The sequence below is a fragment of the Brevundimonas sp. GW821-FHT10A07 genome, assembly GCF_059415785.1.
Genome location: NZ_JBWKNX010000005.1, coordinates 68321 through 81912 on the forward strand (window position 1 = coordinate 68321; position 13592 = coordinate 81912).

Annotated in this window: 14 protein-coding genes and 1 pseudogene; 9 read left to right on the plus strand and 6 right to left on the minus strand. The window is 68.2% G+C overall.

Annotated elements, in window-relative coordinates; genetic code table 11:
• Window positions 1-135: 135 nt before the first annotated feature.
• The 5 genes from nepR to AC07NC_RS05420 all read left to right on the plus strand — a co-directional run bounded on the left by nepR (window position 136) and on the right by AC07NC_RS05420 (window position 4495).
• Window positions 136-339, plus strand: a complete 204-nt coding sequence (nepR, locus tag AC07NC_RS05400) for an anti-sigma T factor NepR (protein ID WP_035309987.1) — start codon at window positions 136-138, stop codon at window positions 337-339.
• Window positions 336-947 carry a sigma-70 family RNA polymerase sigma factor gene (locus AC07NC_RS05405; protein ID WP_008259301.1) on the plus strand — a complete coding sequence of 204 codons (612 nt, stop codon included), beginning with the start codon at window positions 336-338 and terminating at the stop codon, window positions 945-947. The genes nepR and AC07NC_RS05405 overlap by 4 nt, the downstream gene beginning before the upstream one ends.
• A 111-nt stretch (window positions 948-1058) precedes the next feature.
• Window positions 1059-2762: a sensor histidine kinase PhyK gene (gene phyK / locus AC07NC_RS05410; RefSeq protein WP_494568942.1), complete on the plus strand. Its 1704-nt coding sequence runs from the start codon at window positions 1059-1061 to the stop codon at window positions 2760-2762.
• Between the two features lie 48 nt (window positions 2763-2810).
• Window positions 2811-2948, plus strand: coding sequence for an entericidin A/B family lipoprotein (locus tag AC07NC_RS05415; RefSeq protein ID WP_008264300.1), 138 nt, complete (start codon window positions 2811-2813; stop codon window positions 2946-2948).
• A gap of 92 nt (window positions 2949-3040) precedes the next feature.
• The gene (locus AC07NC_RS05420) at window positions 3041-4495 is read left to right on the plus strand and encodes an NAD-dependent succinate-semialdehyde dehydrogenase (RefSeq protein ID WP_494568825.1); all 1455 of its coding nucleotides are present in this window, start codon (window positions 3041-3043) and stop codon (window positions 4493-4495) included.
• Window positions 4496-4498: 3 nt separating this feature from the next.
• Here the strand turns inward: AC07NC_RS05420 and AC07NC_RS05425 are convergent, their stop codons facing one another.
• From AC07NC_RS05425 to AC07NC_RS05435, 3 genes are read right to left on the minus strand one after another with little or no spacing between them, the layout of a single operon-like run.
• Complete coding sequence (locus AC07NC_RS05425) at window positions 4499-4906, minus strand: hypothetical protein (protein WP_154726096.1); 408 nt, start codon at window positions 4904-4906, stop codon at window positions 4499-4501.
• 36 nt (window positions 4907-4942) lie between these two features.
• On the minus strand, window positions 4943-5437 hold the full coding sequence (locus AC07NC_RS05430; protein ID WP_494568826.1) for a hypothetical protein: 495 nt from the start codon (window positions 5435-5437) through the stop codon (window positions 4943-4945).
• Between the two features lie 45 nt (window positions 5438-5482).
• On the minus strand, window positions 5483-5959 hold the full coding sequence (locus AC07NC_RS05435; protein WP_008258826.1) for an Lrp/AsnC family transcriptional regulator: 477 nt from the start codon (window positions 5957-5959) through the stop codon (window positions 5483-5485).
• A gap of 147 nt (window positions 5960-6106) precedes the next feature.
• Here AC07NC_RS05435 and ald point away from each other — a divergent pair, with 147 nt between their 5' ends.
• On the plus strand, window positions 6107-7225 hold the full coding sequence (gene ald, locus AC07NC_RS05440; RefSeq protein ID WP_154726098.1) for an alanine dehydrogenase: 1119 nt from the start codon (window positions 6107-6109) through the stop codon (window positions 7223-7225).
• A 1-nt stretch (window position 7226) separates the two neighbouring features.
• On the opposite strand, the gene AC07NC_RS05445 is transcribed toward ald, so the two are convergent.
• Window positions 7227-8066, minus strand: a complete 840-nt coding sequence (locus AC07NC_RS05445) for a hypothetical protein (RefSeq protein ID WP_494568827.1) — start codon at window positions 8064-8066, stop codon at window positions 7227-7229.
• A gap of 93 nt (window positions 8067-8159) precedes the next feature.
• On the opposite strand from AC07NC_RS05445, the gene AC07NC_RS05450 reads away from it, so the two are divergent.
• From AC07NC_RS05450 to AC07NC_RS05460, 3 genes are all read left to right on the plus strand, one after another.
• Window positions 8160-8471 carry an energy transducer TonB gene (locus AC07NC_RS05450; RefSeq protein ID WP_494568828.1) on the plus strand — a complete coding sequence of 104 codons (312 nt, stop codon included), beginning with the start codon at window positions 8160-8162 and terminating at the stop codon, window positions 8469-8471.
• Between the two features lie 50 nt (window positions 8472-8521).
• The gene (gene obgE / locus AC07NC_RS05455) at window positions 8522-9568 is read left to right on the plus strand and encodes a GTPase ObgE (protein WP_494568829.1); all 1047 of its coding nucleotides are present in this window, start codon (window positions 8522-8524) and stop codon (window positions 9566-9568) included.
• A 162-nt stretch (window positions 9569-9730) separates the two neighbouring features.
• Complete coding sequence (locus AC07NC_RS05460) at window positions 9731-10654, plus strand: hypothetical protein (protein ID WP_494568830.1); 924 nt, start codon at window positions 9731-9733, stop codon at window positions 10652-10654.
• A 14-nt stretch (window positions 10655-10668) separates the two neighbouring features.
• Here AC07NC_RS05460 and AC07NC_RS05465 read toward each other — a convergent pair.
• A pseudogene (locus AC07NC_RS05465) lies at window positions 10669-11828 on the minus strand (kynureninase/PvdN C-terminal domain-containing protein).
• Between the two features lie 37 nt (window positions 11829-11865).
• Entirely contained in the window at window positions 11866-13524 is a 1659-nt protein-coding gene (locus AC07NC_RS05470) for a GNAT family N-acetyltransferase (protein WP_494568831.1), read from the minus strand.
• Window positions 13525-13592 lie beyond the last annotated feature (68 nt).

Consider the following 13592-nt stretch of genomic DNA (forward strand, 5'->3'; position numbering starts at 1 on the left):
TATCAAATCCACCACGGTTCCGCACCAAGCCGCAAGCTTGAGTATTTATTCCCAAAATGGGAGGAACCCGGCGGCAGGGGCGACGTTATCCAGTCCGCATTTCTGCACTGCAGTTGGGTGGGCGGTGTTCTGTCTATGATAAATTCTTCCGATTCCTCGCGGCGCAACGACGTCGAAAATGCGGGGGAGGCGGGGCTTGAGGAAGCTCGACTTCGCCAGCAGGCCATCGGCGTCAAGCTGCGCCACATGTTCGACGAGGTGGTCAACGAGCCTGTGCCTGACGAATTCCTGGAAATTCTGAAGCGCGCCGACGCCAAGGCGTCGGGCGGTGGCGCATGAGCACGTCTCGCCTGGGAGCCGCCCCGAAACCCGCTTCGGCCGACGACGACGGCTTCAAGCGGGAATTGGTTCAGCTGATCCCTCATCTGCGCGCCTTCGCACGGACCCTGACGGGTGATCCGACCGCCGCCGACGACCTGGCGCAGGACGCCATGATGAAGGCGTGGGACGCGCGGGCCAGCTATCAGATGGGCACCAACATGAAGGCCTGGACCTTCATGATCCTGCGCAACCAATTCTATTCCGAGAAGCGCCGGTCCTGGCGCCAGTCCCAACTGGATCAGGAAGCGGCCGAACGGACCCTGGTGGCGGTCGACGACCCCGAGGCGCCGGTCGCCCTGGACGAACTGCGCCAGGCGCTGAAGACCCTGCCTGAAGAGCAGCGTGAAGCGCTGATCCTGGTGGGCGCCGGCGGCTTCGCCTACGAAGAGGCGGCCGAGATCTGCGGCTGCGCGGTGGGTACGGTGAAGAGCCGCGTCAGCCGGGCGCGCCGCGCCCTGGCGGCCACGCTGGAAAAAGGCGGCTACGGCCGCGACGGCAAGGCGGCGGGCGACGCGATGCGGTCGATTCTCGGCGAGGCCGACAGGCTGGCCGGCGCCCGGTCCTGATCCCCGGTGGCGGACGAGACCAGACCCGGCGACGCGGACGCGCAGCCGCGACTCGGTCGGAAATTGAACACCGCTCGGTTCCAGGGCATCCGCTTTCGCCTCGGCGTGGCCATGGCCCTGGCCCTGCTGCCGATCTTCATCCTGATCCTGATCCAGACCCAGGCCGACTTCAGCCAGCAGGCCGAAGATCGCAAGGTCGATCTGCAGCTGGCCGCCGAGCGCAGCGCCGGCAGCGCCAAGGCGCGGCTGGACGGCGCGCAGGTTCTGCTGCGCGCCTTGAGCCTCGATGCGCTCGGTCCCTATTGCGCGCCGCGTCTGACGGCGCTGGTCGATCGGCTGGAGGGCTATGAGGGCCTGTACCGCCTGAGCCCCACCGGCGAGGCGGTCTGCGCGTCGGGACGGCCTGACGGGGTTCGAGCCGGCCTCGCCCCCGCCGCCGGCGCCGACTGGTTCCAAAGATTGCGGCGCGGCGAGGATCTGGTCGTGGTTCGCGCGCCGGCCAACGCCGGCTATCCGGCGGCGCTGATCGTCGCCGTGCGTTCAGAACGCCCCATGGGCCGGTTCGACGGCGCCATGGCCGCCGTGATCCCCCTGTCCGCGCTTCAGCCGGACATCGAGGACCCCGCCCTGCCCTCGGCCTCCGAAGCCGCATTGACCGACGGCGCTGGCCGGATCCTGGTCGCCAGCGATCCCGCCGCCTTCCGCCTGGCGGACGGCGGCGACGTTTCGGGCTGGGTCGCCCGAGCGCGCGACGAGGGAACGGCGGTGTTCGCGGCCAAGGACAGCCGCAACCAGCGTCGCGACTACGCCGGGGCCGTGCTGGCCGGCGGCGACCTGTACGCCCTGCTGTCGGCCCCGGCTCCCGGCCTGCTGTCCTGGGCGCGGCTCAATCCGATCGGCAGTCTGCTGCTGCCGCTGGGGGCCTGGCTGACGGCCTTTGCGGCGGTCATGCTGCTGTCGGAACGCATCTTCATTCGCTGGCTGGATTATCTGGAGCGGATCGCCGCCCTCTACGCCAAGGGCCGGTTCTCGGTGCGGCCGCTGCAGGCGATGAACGCCCCGGCCGAGATCCGCACCATGGCCCGCACCCTGGACGAGATGGCCGAGGCCATCACGGTGCGCGACCGCGAGCTGATGAATTCGATCGCCGAGAAGGACGCGCTGATGCGCGAGATCCATCACCGGGTGAAGAACAATCTTCAGATCATCTCGTCCCTGCTGTCGATGCAGCAGCGGGCCCTGACCGACGCCCCGGCCAAGGCCGCTCTGGGCGATACGCGCCAGCGGATATCGGCCTTGGCCCTGATCTATCGCACCCTGTATCAGAGCGACGACATCCGTCATGCCGACGCGCGCGACTTCCTGACGGAACTGGTCGGCCAGTTGGTCGCCAGCGAGGCGGGGCGCGGCCCGGTCGTCGTCAGTTCGGTGGAGGCGGATTCGCTGCTGGTCGATCCGGACAAGCTGGCGCCCCTGGCCCTGTGGCTGGTGGAGGCGGTGACCAACGCCCAGAAACACGCCTTCGCCGGGCGGGGCGGCGTGCTGAAGGTCCGGTTCCGGGTCCTTGGCGACACCTCGACGCTGGAAGTCGAGGACGACGGACCCGGCGCCTCGGCCGGGGCGGAGGTCGGGGTCGGACGCACCCTGATGGGCGCCTTCGCCAAACAACTGCGCGGCGAGGCCGAGTTCATCGAGTCGCCCGGCGGCGGGGCGATCGCCCGCATGACCTTCGCCACGCCGGAAGCCCTGTCGCCGACGGACCCCGCAGACAAGTCGGGCGGTCAGGACGGAACCGGGACTGTGCGGTCGCGTTGATAGGCCAAGACCGACAGACTCCCATGTCGGCTCAACCGGAGCTTTCTCATGCGCAAGATTTTCGTACTGGTCGCCGCCGCCGCCGCCCTGACCACCGCCGCCTGCAACACGGTCGAAGGCGTGGGTCGTGACACCCAGGCCGCCGGTTCGGCCGTTTCGGGCGCCGCCCAAGACGCCAAGAACTGATCTTTCGGCGGCGAATGTCGCATTGAAGATGCTTGCAAGGCCCCGCTTCGTCGGGGCCTTGTTCGTTTCAGGACTGCACCAGGAGAATTTCCGTGAACCAGACCGCCCGGAACGCCGGCCTCGCCCTGCTTCGCCAGCACGCCTTGATCGCCGGAGAGCCCGTGCCGGCCAACGGCGGGGGGATCGCGGTCGATGATCCGGCGACGGGAGAGATTATCGGCCATGTTCCCGATCTGGGCGCCGCCGAGACCGAGACCGCCATTCAGGCCGCCGCCGCCGCCTTTCCCGCCTGGTCCCGCACCGACCCGCACAAGCGCGCCGCCTTTCTGCGTAAATGGGCCGAGTTGATCGACGAGAACGTCGAGGGGCTGGGCGCCCTGATGGCGCTGGAGAACGGCAAGCCGTTCGAAGAGGCCAAGGGCGAGGTGGTCTACGCCAACGGCTTCATCAAATGGTTCGCCGGTGAGGCCGAACGCCTGATCGGCGAGACCCAGGACAGCCCGCTGGGCCATCTGCTGCTGACCTATCGCGAGGCGGTGGGGCCGTGCGCCCTGATCACGCCCTGGAACTTTCCGGCGGCCATGCTGACGCGGAAGCTGGGTCCGGCCTTCGCCGCCGGCTGCACCGCCGTGGTCAAGCCGGCCAGCCAGACTCCGTTCACCGCCATCGCCCTGGCCGAGTTGGCCTATCAGGCGGGCCTGCCGGTCGGCGCCCTGTCGATCGTGACCGGCGAGGCGGCGGTGATCGGAAAGGCCCTGACCGACAGTCCCCTGATCCGAAAACTGTCCTTCACCGGATCGACCGGCGTGGGTCGGAAACTGGCGGAACAGTGCGCCCCGACCCTGAAACGGGTGTCGATGGAGCTGGGCGGCGCCGCCCCCCTGATCGTCTTCGCCGACGCCGATCTGGATCTGGCGGTGGCCGAGACCATCAAGGGCAAGTTCCGCAACTCGGGCCAGACCTGCGTCTGTCCCAACCGCGTCTATGTCGAACGGTCGGTGTCAGAGGCCTATGCCGAGAAGCTCGCGGCCGAAGTGGCGAAGATCAAGGTCGGGAACGCCTTCGAAGACGGGGTCAAGGTCGGCCCCCTGATCGAGGACAAGGCCATCGACAAGGTCGAGAAGCACGTCGCGGCGGTGCAGGCCGACGGCGGGCGGGTGCTGACCGGCGGTTCGCGCCATGAACTGGGCGGTCGCTTCTTCCAGCCGACGGTGACCCTGGGCGGAAACGACGCCCTGTTCCGCGAGGAGGAGACCTTCGGCCCGATGATCCCGGTCTTTCCTTTCGACAGCGAGGAGGAGGTTCTGGAGAAGGCCAACGCCAGCGATTACGGCCTGGCCTCCTATCTGTTCACCCGCGATCTGGACCGGGCGATGCGGTTCAGCCGCCGCATCGAGGCGGGGATGTGCGGGGTCAACACCGGCCTGATCTCCACCGCCGTGGCCCCGTTCGGCGGGGTCAAACAGTCCGGCTACGGCCGCGAAGGCTCGATCCACGGCATCGACGAATATGTGGAGGTGAAGACGGTGACCCTGGCGTTGCGGTGAGGGTCACACCCTTTTTAGGGACCGGCTGAAATCGGCCACGTCCTGGATCATCAAGTCCTGACCTTCGAACCAGAAACGCGTCAGGGCTTCATGGTTCAGGGCGACCCACTCCAGAGCCTTGGGCGCGATCCGATTAAGATCGCGCTCCTCCAGACTGCTCGCCAGGACGCGAGGATTTGGACCTATCGAGATTGAGGCGCTGGGCTGGTGTCTACCCGTCTTGAGGTACAGTTTGATCCTCGGACCATGGCCGCCCAATGCGGTCGAAATGAAAATGGTCGCCAGCACGCCGGTCCAGTCAGGCGGGAGATTAGCCATCTCGACGACGTCCTCCTCGCCCAGAGCGCGCAGTTCCTCATCGAGCGTGGGCTCGCGATCCGTCCAGACGACGATGCTCTCTTCAACACCCATAGGTCGTATGATCCACACTGAACCGCACGAGTCAAATCACGCGAAGGCCCAACCGGCCGCCGGGTCGTCGTCCGGTGACGGCGGGCGACGACGGGCCGAAGGCCGCCCAACCCGGGGCGTGCGATTGGCGATCCGACGCCGGACCGCGGCCCGCCACTGATCCGTCTTCGCTTCGATCATCCCTCGAATGACCTGGACGCGAGCGTTCGCCGCGATCAGTCCGACAGCCGCCAGCACCTCGACATAGGCCAGGACGTCGCCGGCCATGAACAACGCCAACTCCAGCGGCAGAAGCTGAATCAGCATCACGGCGCCCAGCACGATGATCGCGGTCCTGAAGGCGCCGCGCGACAACAGGCGCAGGGTGGTGCTCACGACCAGACGGCGACAGCCCGAATGGAGAGTACAGGCCAGGCCGACGCAGACGATAAACAACGGGAGCAGCGCCAGTCCGCCCGCCAGCACCCCCGGCATGGCGACCAAGGCGGCGGTGATCGCCAGGCCGAACCAGATCAAACCGTCGCGATCCATATATCCCCCAGACCAGATGTCCCCATTCGATCTGGGAACCGCCGCTCACACCGGCAAGGCCCCCCGTTTGACCACCGACCGCATGGCCACGCTGGAGGAGACGCGGTGGACGCCGGGCAGGCGCGTCAGGGTCTTGGCGTGGACCCGTTCCAGATCGTCGACGTCGCGCACCACCAGCCGCAGCAGATAGTCCGCGCCCCCGGTCATCAGATAGCATTCCATCACCTCGGGGGCGGCGGCCACGGCCTGTTCGAAGGCGGTCAGAACCGCCTCGGACTGGGACGACAGGGTGACGGTGACGAAGACGCTGATCGGCAGGCCCACGGCCCGTTCGCTGATCACCGCCGCATAGTGATCGACCACCCCCGCCGCCTCCAGCGCTCGCAAACGACGAAGGCAGGCGCTTTCGGACAGGGCCACCTGACGCGCCAGGTCGGCATTGGTCATCCGTCCGTCCTGCTGCAGCAGGCGGAGCATCTTCCTGTCAGTTCCGTCCAGTTCGACGGCGGAAACAGTCTTCATTTGGTCAATCCATCGCAGAGACTGCGCATGTATGGCGATCAGGTCGTCAAATGAACAGGATTCTGCGACCCGCTCGGCGCTATATGTGGCGCAACGGCGATCCGCCCGCAGAGACGGACGCTCCCATTATTTCCGGAGAGGTTCCCCATGCGCGTCGGCGTTCCCAGCGAAATCAAGAAGAACGAACATCGGGTCGGCCTGACGCCGACGGCGGTGCGCGAATATGTGGCCCACGGCCATGCGGTCTCGGTCCAGACCGGCGCCGGCCTGGGCGCCGGTTTCACCGACGCCGACTACGAAAAGGCGGGCGCGACCCTGGTCGCCGACGCGGCGACCATCTTCGCCAACAACGACATGATCGTGAAGGTCAAGGAGCCGCAGAAGGTCGAGTGGGAGATGCTGCGCGAGGACCAGATCCTCTACACCTATCTGCACTTGGCCCCCGACCCGGAACAGACCAAGGGCCTGCTGGCGTCGAAATGCGCCGCCATCGCCTATGAGACCGTGACCGACGCGCGCGGCGGCCTGCCGCTGCTGGCGCCCATGTCGGAAGTCGCGGGTCGGATCGCCGTCTTCTCGGCCGCCGAGACCCTGCTGAAGCATAACGGCGGCATGGGCCTGCTGTTCTGCGGCGTTCCCGGCGTGGCCCCGGCGCGCGTGCTGGTGCTGGGCGGCGGCGTGGTCGGGCTGAACGCGGCGCGGATGGCCATGGGCCTGGGCGCCGAGGTTGTGGTGCTGGAACGCTCGATCCCGCGCATGGCCTATATCGACGAGATCACCGGCGGCCGGGTCATCACCCGCTATTCCTCCATCGGCGCGATCGAGGAAGAACTGATCAAGGCCGATGTGGTGATCGGCGCCGTCCTGGTGCCGGGCGCCTCGGCCCCGAAACTGGTGAAGCGCGACCATCTGAAGACGATGAAGCCGGGATCGGTGCTGATCGACGTGGCCATCGACCAGGGCGGCTGTTTCGAGACCTCGCACGCCACGACCCACGAAGACCCGACCTATGTCATCGACGGCGTGGTCCATTATTGCGTCGCCAACATGCCGGGCGCCGCGCCCCGCACCAGTTCCGAAGCCCTGAACAACGCCACCCTGCCCTTCGGCCTGGCCCTGGCCGACAAGGGTCTGGACGCCCTGAAGGCCGATCCCCACCTGGCGCGCGGCCTGAACGTGCTGAAGGGCGAGATCACCTATCCGGCCGTGGCCCAGGCCCTTGGCCTGGAATGGAGCGATCCGTTCGGCGTCTGGGCGCGCGGCTGATCTAGACCGTCAGGGAGACCCCGGCCGCGCCCAGATCGCGGCCGGCGCTCTCGATCGCCCGCACGGCCTCGGTTGCAGCCTGCGCCGCTTGGTCGGCGTGCTGGCGCAGGGCGGGGTCGGTCTCGGCCTGGTGCTGCGCCCGCTTCGCCATGCTCTTGATCTGGCTCGCCAGATTGCGGGCGTCGGACAGGAAGTCGCGATCCTCCTGCTGCGCCGCCCCGCGTCGTGACTGCTCAGCGACGCGCGCCTGGGCTTCCGCCGCCATGCGCCGATACGGATTGTCTTCAGACTTGGTGGTTTCGGGATTTTTCTCGCCCTCGCCCTCGCCCTCGCCCTCGCCCTTGGGCGCCGCAGCATCCTCATTCGCGGGCGGGGCGGGAGGCTCCGCCGCGATGGGCGTCTCCGTGGACGCGGTCTCGGTCGCACCGACGCTGGGGTCCGCCGCCGGCGCCGCATTGGAGGCCGCCGAAGAACCGGCGTCGGCGCCGCCGATCTCCACCGACGCGCCGCCCGATCCGCCGTACATTTTGACTGCGGACTTCAGTTCCTTCGCCAACTGGGCCAGCAGTTTGGGATCGGCCGAGCCGCTCATCTGCAACATGCGGATGCGGGCCTTGATCTGTTCGATCTTCTGCTTGGCGGCCGCCTTGCGCTGTTCCTGGGCGTCCTTAGCGGCGGCGGTGTTGCGCTGCTTCAACGTTTCGACGGCGGAGCGCGCATCGCGCAGCCTGGCCTCGGCGCGCTCCTGCGCCTGTTTTTCGCGCTGGACCCGGCCCTCGGCCAGGACGCTGGTCATGGATGTCGCGCTGGACACGTTCATGACCGAGAATCTCGTCTGCAACGCTTAACGCTCCATGAACGTCACAGCTCGGCTAGGAAGCAGACAGTAAAATCGGGGGTTGCGACGACAGGCGTGGTCATCTAGCTCTGAAACATGACCCTGTTTGCTCTTCTGGCCGCCCTGACGACCGCCCAGGCCACGGCTTCAGCGCCGCCCGTGGTTTGGGAAACTCCGCCCCGCATTGAAATGCCCGCCAAGGCGCTTGAGACGGGCGTGAAATCCGGCGTCGTGGTTCTCCGGTGCGACTTCACGGCCAACGGCATCCCCACGAATTGCCTGATCGTGTCCGAGACGCCGGTCGGCCAGGGTTTCGGCCGCGAAGCCCTGCGCGGGGTCAGGACTGGCCGGGCTCACTCCGGTCAGGCAGGGATGCGCGAAATCACCCTGACATTCGAGACACGCTGAACCGAAGGTCACGCCTGTAATTCGCCGTCGTCTTGCGGCATAAGCCCGCGATGAAGTTCCTCGACCAGGCCAAGATCTATATCCGCTCCGGCAACGGCGGCGCGGGCTCCGTGTCGTTTCGACGCGAGAAATTCATTCCCAACGGCGGCCCCGACGGCGGCGACGGCGGCAAGGGCGGCGACGTCTGGATCGAGGCGGTCGACGGGCTGAACACCCTGATCGACTATCGCTACCAGCAGCATTTCAAGGCCCAGACCGGCCACCACGGCCAGGGTCGCCAGATGCACGGCGGCAAGGGCGACGACGTGCATCTGAAGGTGCCCGTCGGCACCCAGGTGCTGGACGAGGACAAGGAGACCGTGCTCCTGGACATGGACACGCCCGGCAAGATCGAACTGCTGCTGAAGGGCGGCAACGGCGGCTGGGGCAATGTCCGCTTCAAGGGCCCGACCAACCAGGCGCCGACCTACGCCAACCCCGGCCAGGACGGGCAGGAACGCTGGATCTGGCTGCGGCTGAAGCTGATCGCCGACATCGGCCTGGCGGGTCTGCCCAATGCGGGCAAGTCCACCTTCCTGTCAGCGGCCAGCGCCGCCAAGCCCAAGATCGCCGACTATCCCTTCACCACCCTGGCGCCGAACCTGGGGATGGTGGACCTGTCGCCGTCCGAGCGGTTCGTCATCGCCGACATTCCCGGTCTGATCGAGGGCGCCAGCGAAGGCGCGGGCCTGGGCACGCGCTTCCTGGGCCATGTCGAGCGCTCGGCCAGCCTGATCCACCTGATCGACGGCACCCAGGACGATGTGGCCGGGGCTTACCGGATCATCCGGGGCGAGCTGGAAGCCTATGGCGAAGGTCTGGCCGAAAAGGCCGAGATCCTGGCCCTGAACAAGATCGACGCCCTGACGCCCGAGGCGCGCGAGGAGAAGGCGGCCGAGCTGGAGGCCGTCGCCGGTCGTCGGCCCATGCTGGTCTCGGGCGTGTCGGGCGAAGGCGTGGCGGCCCTGCTGCGCGCCGCCTGGGCCGAGGTGAAGAAGACCCGCGGGGCCCTGGCGGGCGAAAGCGACATCGACCAGACCTCGGGCTGGCAGCCTTGAAATCCCCCGCCCATCCCGGCGCGGGCCGGGATGGGCGGGTGTGGCGTGCGAACGTCACCTGCGGATTTCGCCGGGGAAAACGGCACGGCGAATGAGCGGACAACGGATTTCGGTGCTATGCGTTAACCCGTGCCAACGGTGAAGCTGGAGCACTCCTCCCCCATGCGTCGATTCCTCATTTGGTCCGCCCTGGCCGCTCTGATCGGCCTGATCCTGGCGGGGCTCGGCTACTGGGCCTACTGGAACTTCTATTCGCGGTTCCAGCCGGTCACGATCAGCCGCAACCAGGCCCAGATCCAGCAACTTCTCGACGAGGCCTCCTGGGTGTCGGGCGGCGGCGGGGGCGAACCCCTCTATATCGTCGGCTATCGCGATAGCGCGTCGGCCCAGCGCTATGAGCAGGAGGAGGTCGCCAAGCTTCAGGCCGCAGGGGTCGAGCCGCGCGTCATCCTGTTCGCTCGCGCCGACCGCGAGGGCCTGGCCCAGTCCACCGCCGCCGAACGGGCCACGATCGCGGAACTGTGGCTGACCCGCGACTGGTCCCTGTACCAACGCTGGACGGCGACGCCCGCGCGGAACTGGACCGCCGCCGGCATCCCCCAGGCGGACGGCAATCTGGCCCGCTCGGCCGTGGTGGACGCCAGCCGCCAGTTCGACGAACGCCTGACCGCCCTGCTCAGCGACGCCGGGGTGCACATCACCTATCCGTTGATCCTGTGGCGTGACCGCGACGGCTTCCTGAAGGCCTGCGGTTGCGCCGACAGTCGGTCCTGGGCCTTCATCCGTGACGATCTGAACGCGCCCGACCGCGTGGGTCAGGCGACGCCGGTCGACGAGCTCCCGGCGGCGGAAGCCTATCCGGGCGACGGAAGCCCGGCCGAAGCGGGCCAGACCCCGGCCATGCCCTATCCGGCCCTGCCGGCGATCCCGCCTGCGAACGGGCAGACGCCCAACGGCCAATCGCCCAGCGGACAGTCGCCCAGCGGACGGGCGCCGAACGCCGGGACGCCGCGCCAAACCCCGCCGGCGACGACGCCCCGCGCCGCGCCCCAGGCCAAGAAGCAGGACGACACCACCTTCTTCTAGGGGAGGCTGAAACCCTACAGGGCGCGGCAGGCCGAGATCAGCCGATCCACGTCAGCGGCGTCCTGATACAGGCCGAAGCCGAACCGGATCACGTCGTCGCGCACGTCGGTCACCACGCCGGCCGCCAGCAGGTCCGCCCGCCAGGCCGGAGCGTTGTCGTGGCGCAGGGCCAGGAAACGGGCGCGGGCGTCGTCGCCCTGGACCGGGTTCAGCATCTCGGCTGCGCCGACCGCTCCGGCCTCTCCGGCCTGAAGCGCCGCCTGGAATTGCATCGCCAGCGCCCGACTGTGGTCCGCCACGTCCGCCGTGGTCAGCCCGGCTTCTCTCAACATCCGGCGCACGGCGTTGAACCGGTACAGGGCCGAACTGTCGAAGGTCGCGCCCCAGAACCGGCCGCCGTCCGAGCGATACTGGACCCCGCCCGGCGGGCCGGACAGATCCCCGAACTCGGCGAACCAGCCGGTGACCACCGGCCGGGGCGCAAAGCCGTCGGGGGCGTGCAGGAAACAGGCCCCCTCGCCCGCCATTGCGTATTTGTAGCCGCCGCCGACATAGAAGACCCGGTCCGCCACGGCCGACAGATCCGTCGGGGTCGCCATGAAGCCGTGATAGCCGTCGATCAGGACCCACGGGCCCTCGGGCCGGGCCAGGCGGCCAGGGCCTCGATCCCGTCGAACAGGCCGCCGGTGCGGAAGAAGATCTGGCTGACCAGGATCCAGTCGTGACCGCCCGCTGCGGCCGCCGCGACGAACCGCTCGGCGAAGGTGTCGAAGGGCGCCAGGGGCACGCGGGTGACCACGGCCTGGCCCGCCTCCTCCCAGCGCTCGGCCTGGCGCCGGAACGAGTGGAACTCGCCGTCCGTGGACAGTATCCGCACCGGCTGGGTCTCGAAGGCCGAAAAGACCCGCAGCAGCAGGTCATGGGTGTTGGGCGAAAACACCACGCTGTCCGGCGAGGCCAGGCTCAGTTCGCGCGCCACCTCGGCCTGGGCCTGGGGGACGATCTCGTCGAAGATCAGGTCCCATTTGCGGTCGGCGTGCCGATTGGCGTCAAGCCAGGCCTGTTGCTGGGCCTCGAAACTGACGTCGGGCCACAGGTGATGGCTGTGGGCGGCGAAATGCAGGCGCTCCGGCGCAAGGGCCAGGGCGCGGGAAAAGAGGGGCTTGAACGACATGGGCGCACCATGACCGCTTCGGCGCCGCCCGTCGATATTAGCGGCCCTTGCGCAGGCCCAACATGCCCAGCCAGCCGCCGCTGGTCAGCAGGGCCACGTCCAGCAGGGCCAGGGGCAGGGGGGTGGATACGGGCGCAGCGATGAACCGGGCCTTCCAGTCCGGCGCGAACTTGGCCTTGTAGCTGCGCAGACCCTGGAAGCCGTAGAGGGCGCCGCCCTCCTCGAACACCAGGGCGCCGACGCGGGCGAAGACGGGGGCGACGCGACGATCCTCCAGCCCGGCTAGGGGCGCCATGCCCAGGTCGAAGGTGGCGATCCCCTCGGCCTTGGCCCACTGGACGCAGCGGATGAACAGATAGTCCATCACCCCATGCGGCGCTTCGGGCGTATAGCGCATCAGGTCCACCGCCGCCTCGCCCGGCGTGACCAGCAGATTGGCGAAGGCCACGATCCGATCTTCCTCGCGCACCACCGCCAACGGCGTCAGGTTCAGATAGTCGATGTCGAACCGGCCCAGGGAGAAGGACTTCTCCGCCCCGTTGTGCAGGCTCATCCAGGCGTCCGAAATCGCCTTCAGCTCGGGCTCCAGCGCCCTGGCGGCGCCGGCGGGCAGGATGTCGAAACTGGCCCCCTCGCGTTCGGCCCGGTTCACGGCCGTGCGCAGGTTCTGCTTGCTCTTGCCCTCCAGGGCGAAGGCCTCGGTGCGGATCACCGCCGTCTCGCCGACCTTGCGCATGGCCAGGCCCATGGTCGCCAGTTCGCTGAGGATATCGTCCCCGACCGAGTAGAAGACCGCCGCACCGCCGTAGCTGTCGGCCAGTTCGGTGAAGGCCCACAGCAGCTCCTGGCGTTCCGCCAGCGCCCCTGCCGGTTCGCCCATGGCGATCCAGCGCCGGCCCCGCACCCGATAGGCCAGGAAGCTGCGGCCCGAGGGGCTGAACAACAGGGCCTTGTCGCCCAGCATGGCCAGCCAAGCCTCGGGCGTGGCCTCTTCCGCCGCCTCCAGCGCGATGCGGGCGCGTTCGATCTGGTCCTTCGAGGCCGGACCGTGACTGTCGGCGCCCGGCGAACTGAGCAGGGAGCGTCCTGCGACCAGCAGGGTCAGCAGGGACAGGACCAGCCCCGCCCGCAGGAAGCCCGAGGCCTGGCGATCCACCAGGAACCGCCACCACAGCTCGTCCGAATAGGCCACGTCGCGATAGGCGAAGAAGCCCAGCCACAGCATCGACCCCACCACCGCGATCAGCAGCAGCAGCCAGCCGGGCCGCAGGGGCTCGCTGAGACGCGAGCGGCGGTTGAAGGCCGTGCGACACGGCGCCAGCAGGGCGGCGACGAGCGCCAGATCGACGGACTCTTCCCAGTCCAGCCCCTTCAGAACCGAAAAGACGGCCCCGACGGCCAGCACCGCCAGGGCCGCCCAATAGGCGCCGCGGCGCCGTCGCCACAGACCGGCCGACAGCAGGATCAGCATGAATCCGGCGATGCTGGCCACGAAATGGGACAGGTCGATCAGGATCGGCGACACGACGCCGGTGAGTTGCCGCAACCGGTCGTCGAACTCGGGCGTCACCGCCGAAATGAGCATCAGCGCCCCGGCGCAGAAGGCCACCACGGCGAAAACCTGAGGGGTCAGCTCATAGGCGAGACCCAACAGCCTGCGCAGCAGGCCGGGGACATAGGCGTTCCGGCGATTCACGCGGCCTCCTGCCGATTCGACGCAATGCCGCACCTTAGACCAGGAATCGTCCAACCGGGGCAGGTTCA

Coding starts and splice junctions, on each gene's coding strand:
- AC07NC_RS05415 (WP_008264300.1), top strand. CDS start 2,811: ATGCGCAAGATTTTCGTACTGGTCGCCGCCGCCGCCGCCCTGACCACC.
- AC07NC_RS05430 (WP_494568826.1), bottom strand. CDS start 5,437: ATGGATCGCGACGGTTTGATCTGGTTCGGCCTGGCGATCACCGCCGCC.
- phyK (WP_494568942.1), top strand. CDS start 1,059: ATGGCCCTGGCCCTGCTGCCGATCTTCATCCTGATCCTGATCCAGACC.
- nepR (WP_035309987.1), top strand. CDS start 136: ATGATAAATTCTTCCGATTCCTCGCGGCGCAACGACGTCGAAAATGCG.
- AC07NC_RS05435 (WP_008258826.1), bottom strand. CDS start 5,959: ATGAAGACTGTTTCCGCCGTCGAACTGGACGGAACTGACAGGAAGATG.
- AC07NC_RS05450 (WP_494568828.1), top strand. CDS start 8,160: ATGACCCTGTTTGCTCTTCTGGCCGCCCTGACGACCGCCCAGGCCACG.
- AC07NC_RS05405 (WP_008259301.1), top strand. CDS start 336: ATGAGCACGTCTCGCCTGGGAGCCGCCCCGAAACCCGCTTCGGCCGAC.
- AC07NC_RS05425 (WP_154726096.1), bottom strand. CDS start 4,906: ATGGGTGTTGAAGAGAGCATCGTCGTCTGGACGGATCGCGAGCCCACG.
- ald (WP_154726098.1), top strand. CDS start 6,107: ATGCGCGTCGGCGTTCCCAGCGAAATCAAGAAGAACGAACATCGGGTC.
- AC07NC_RS05460 (WP_494568830.1), top strand. CDS start 9,731: ATGCGTCGATTCCTCATTTGGTCCGCCCTGGCCGCTCTGATCGGCCTG.
- obgE (WP_494568829.1), top strand. CDS start 8,522: ATGAAGTTCCTCGACCAGGCCAAGATCTATATCCGCTCCGGCAACGGC.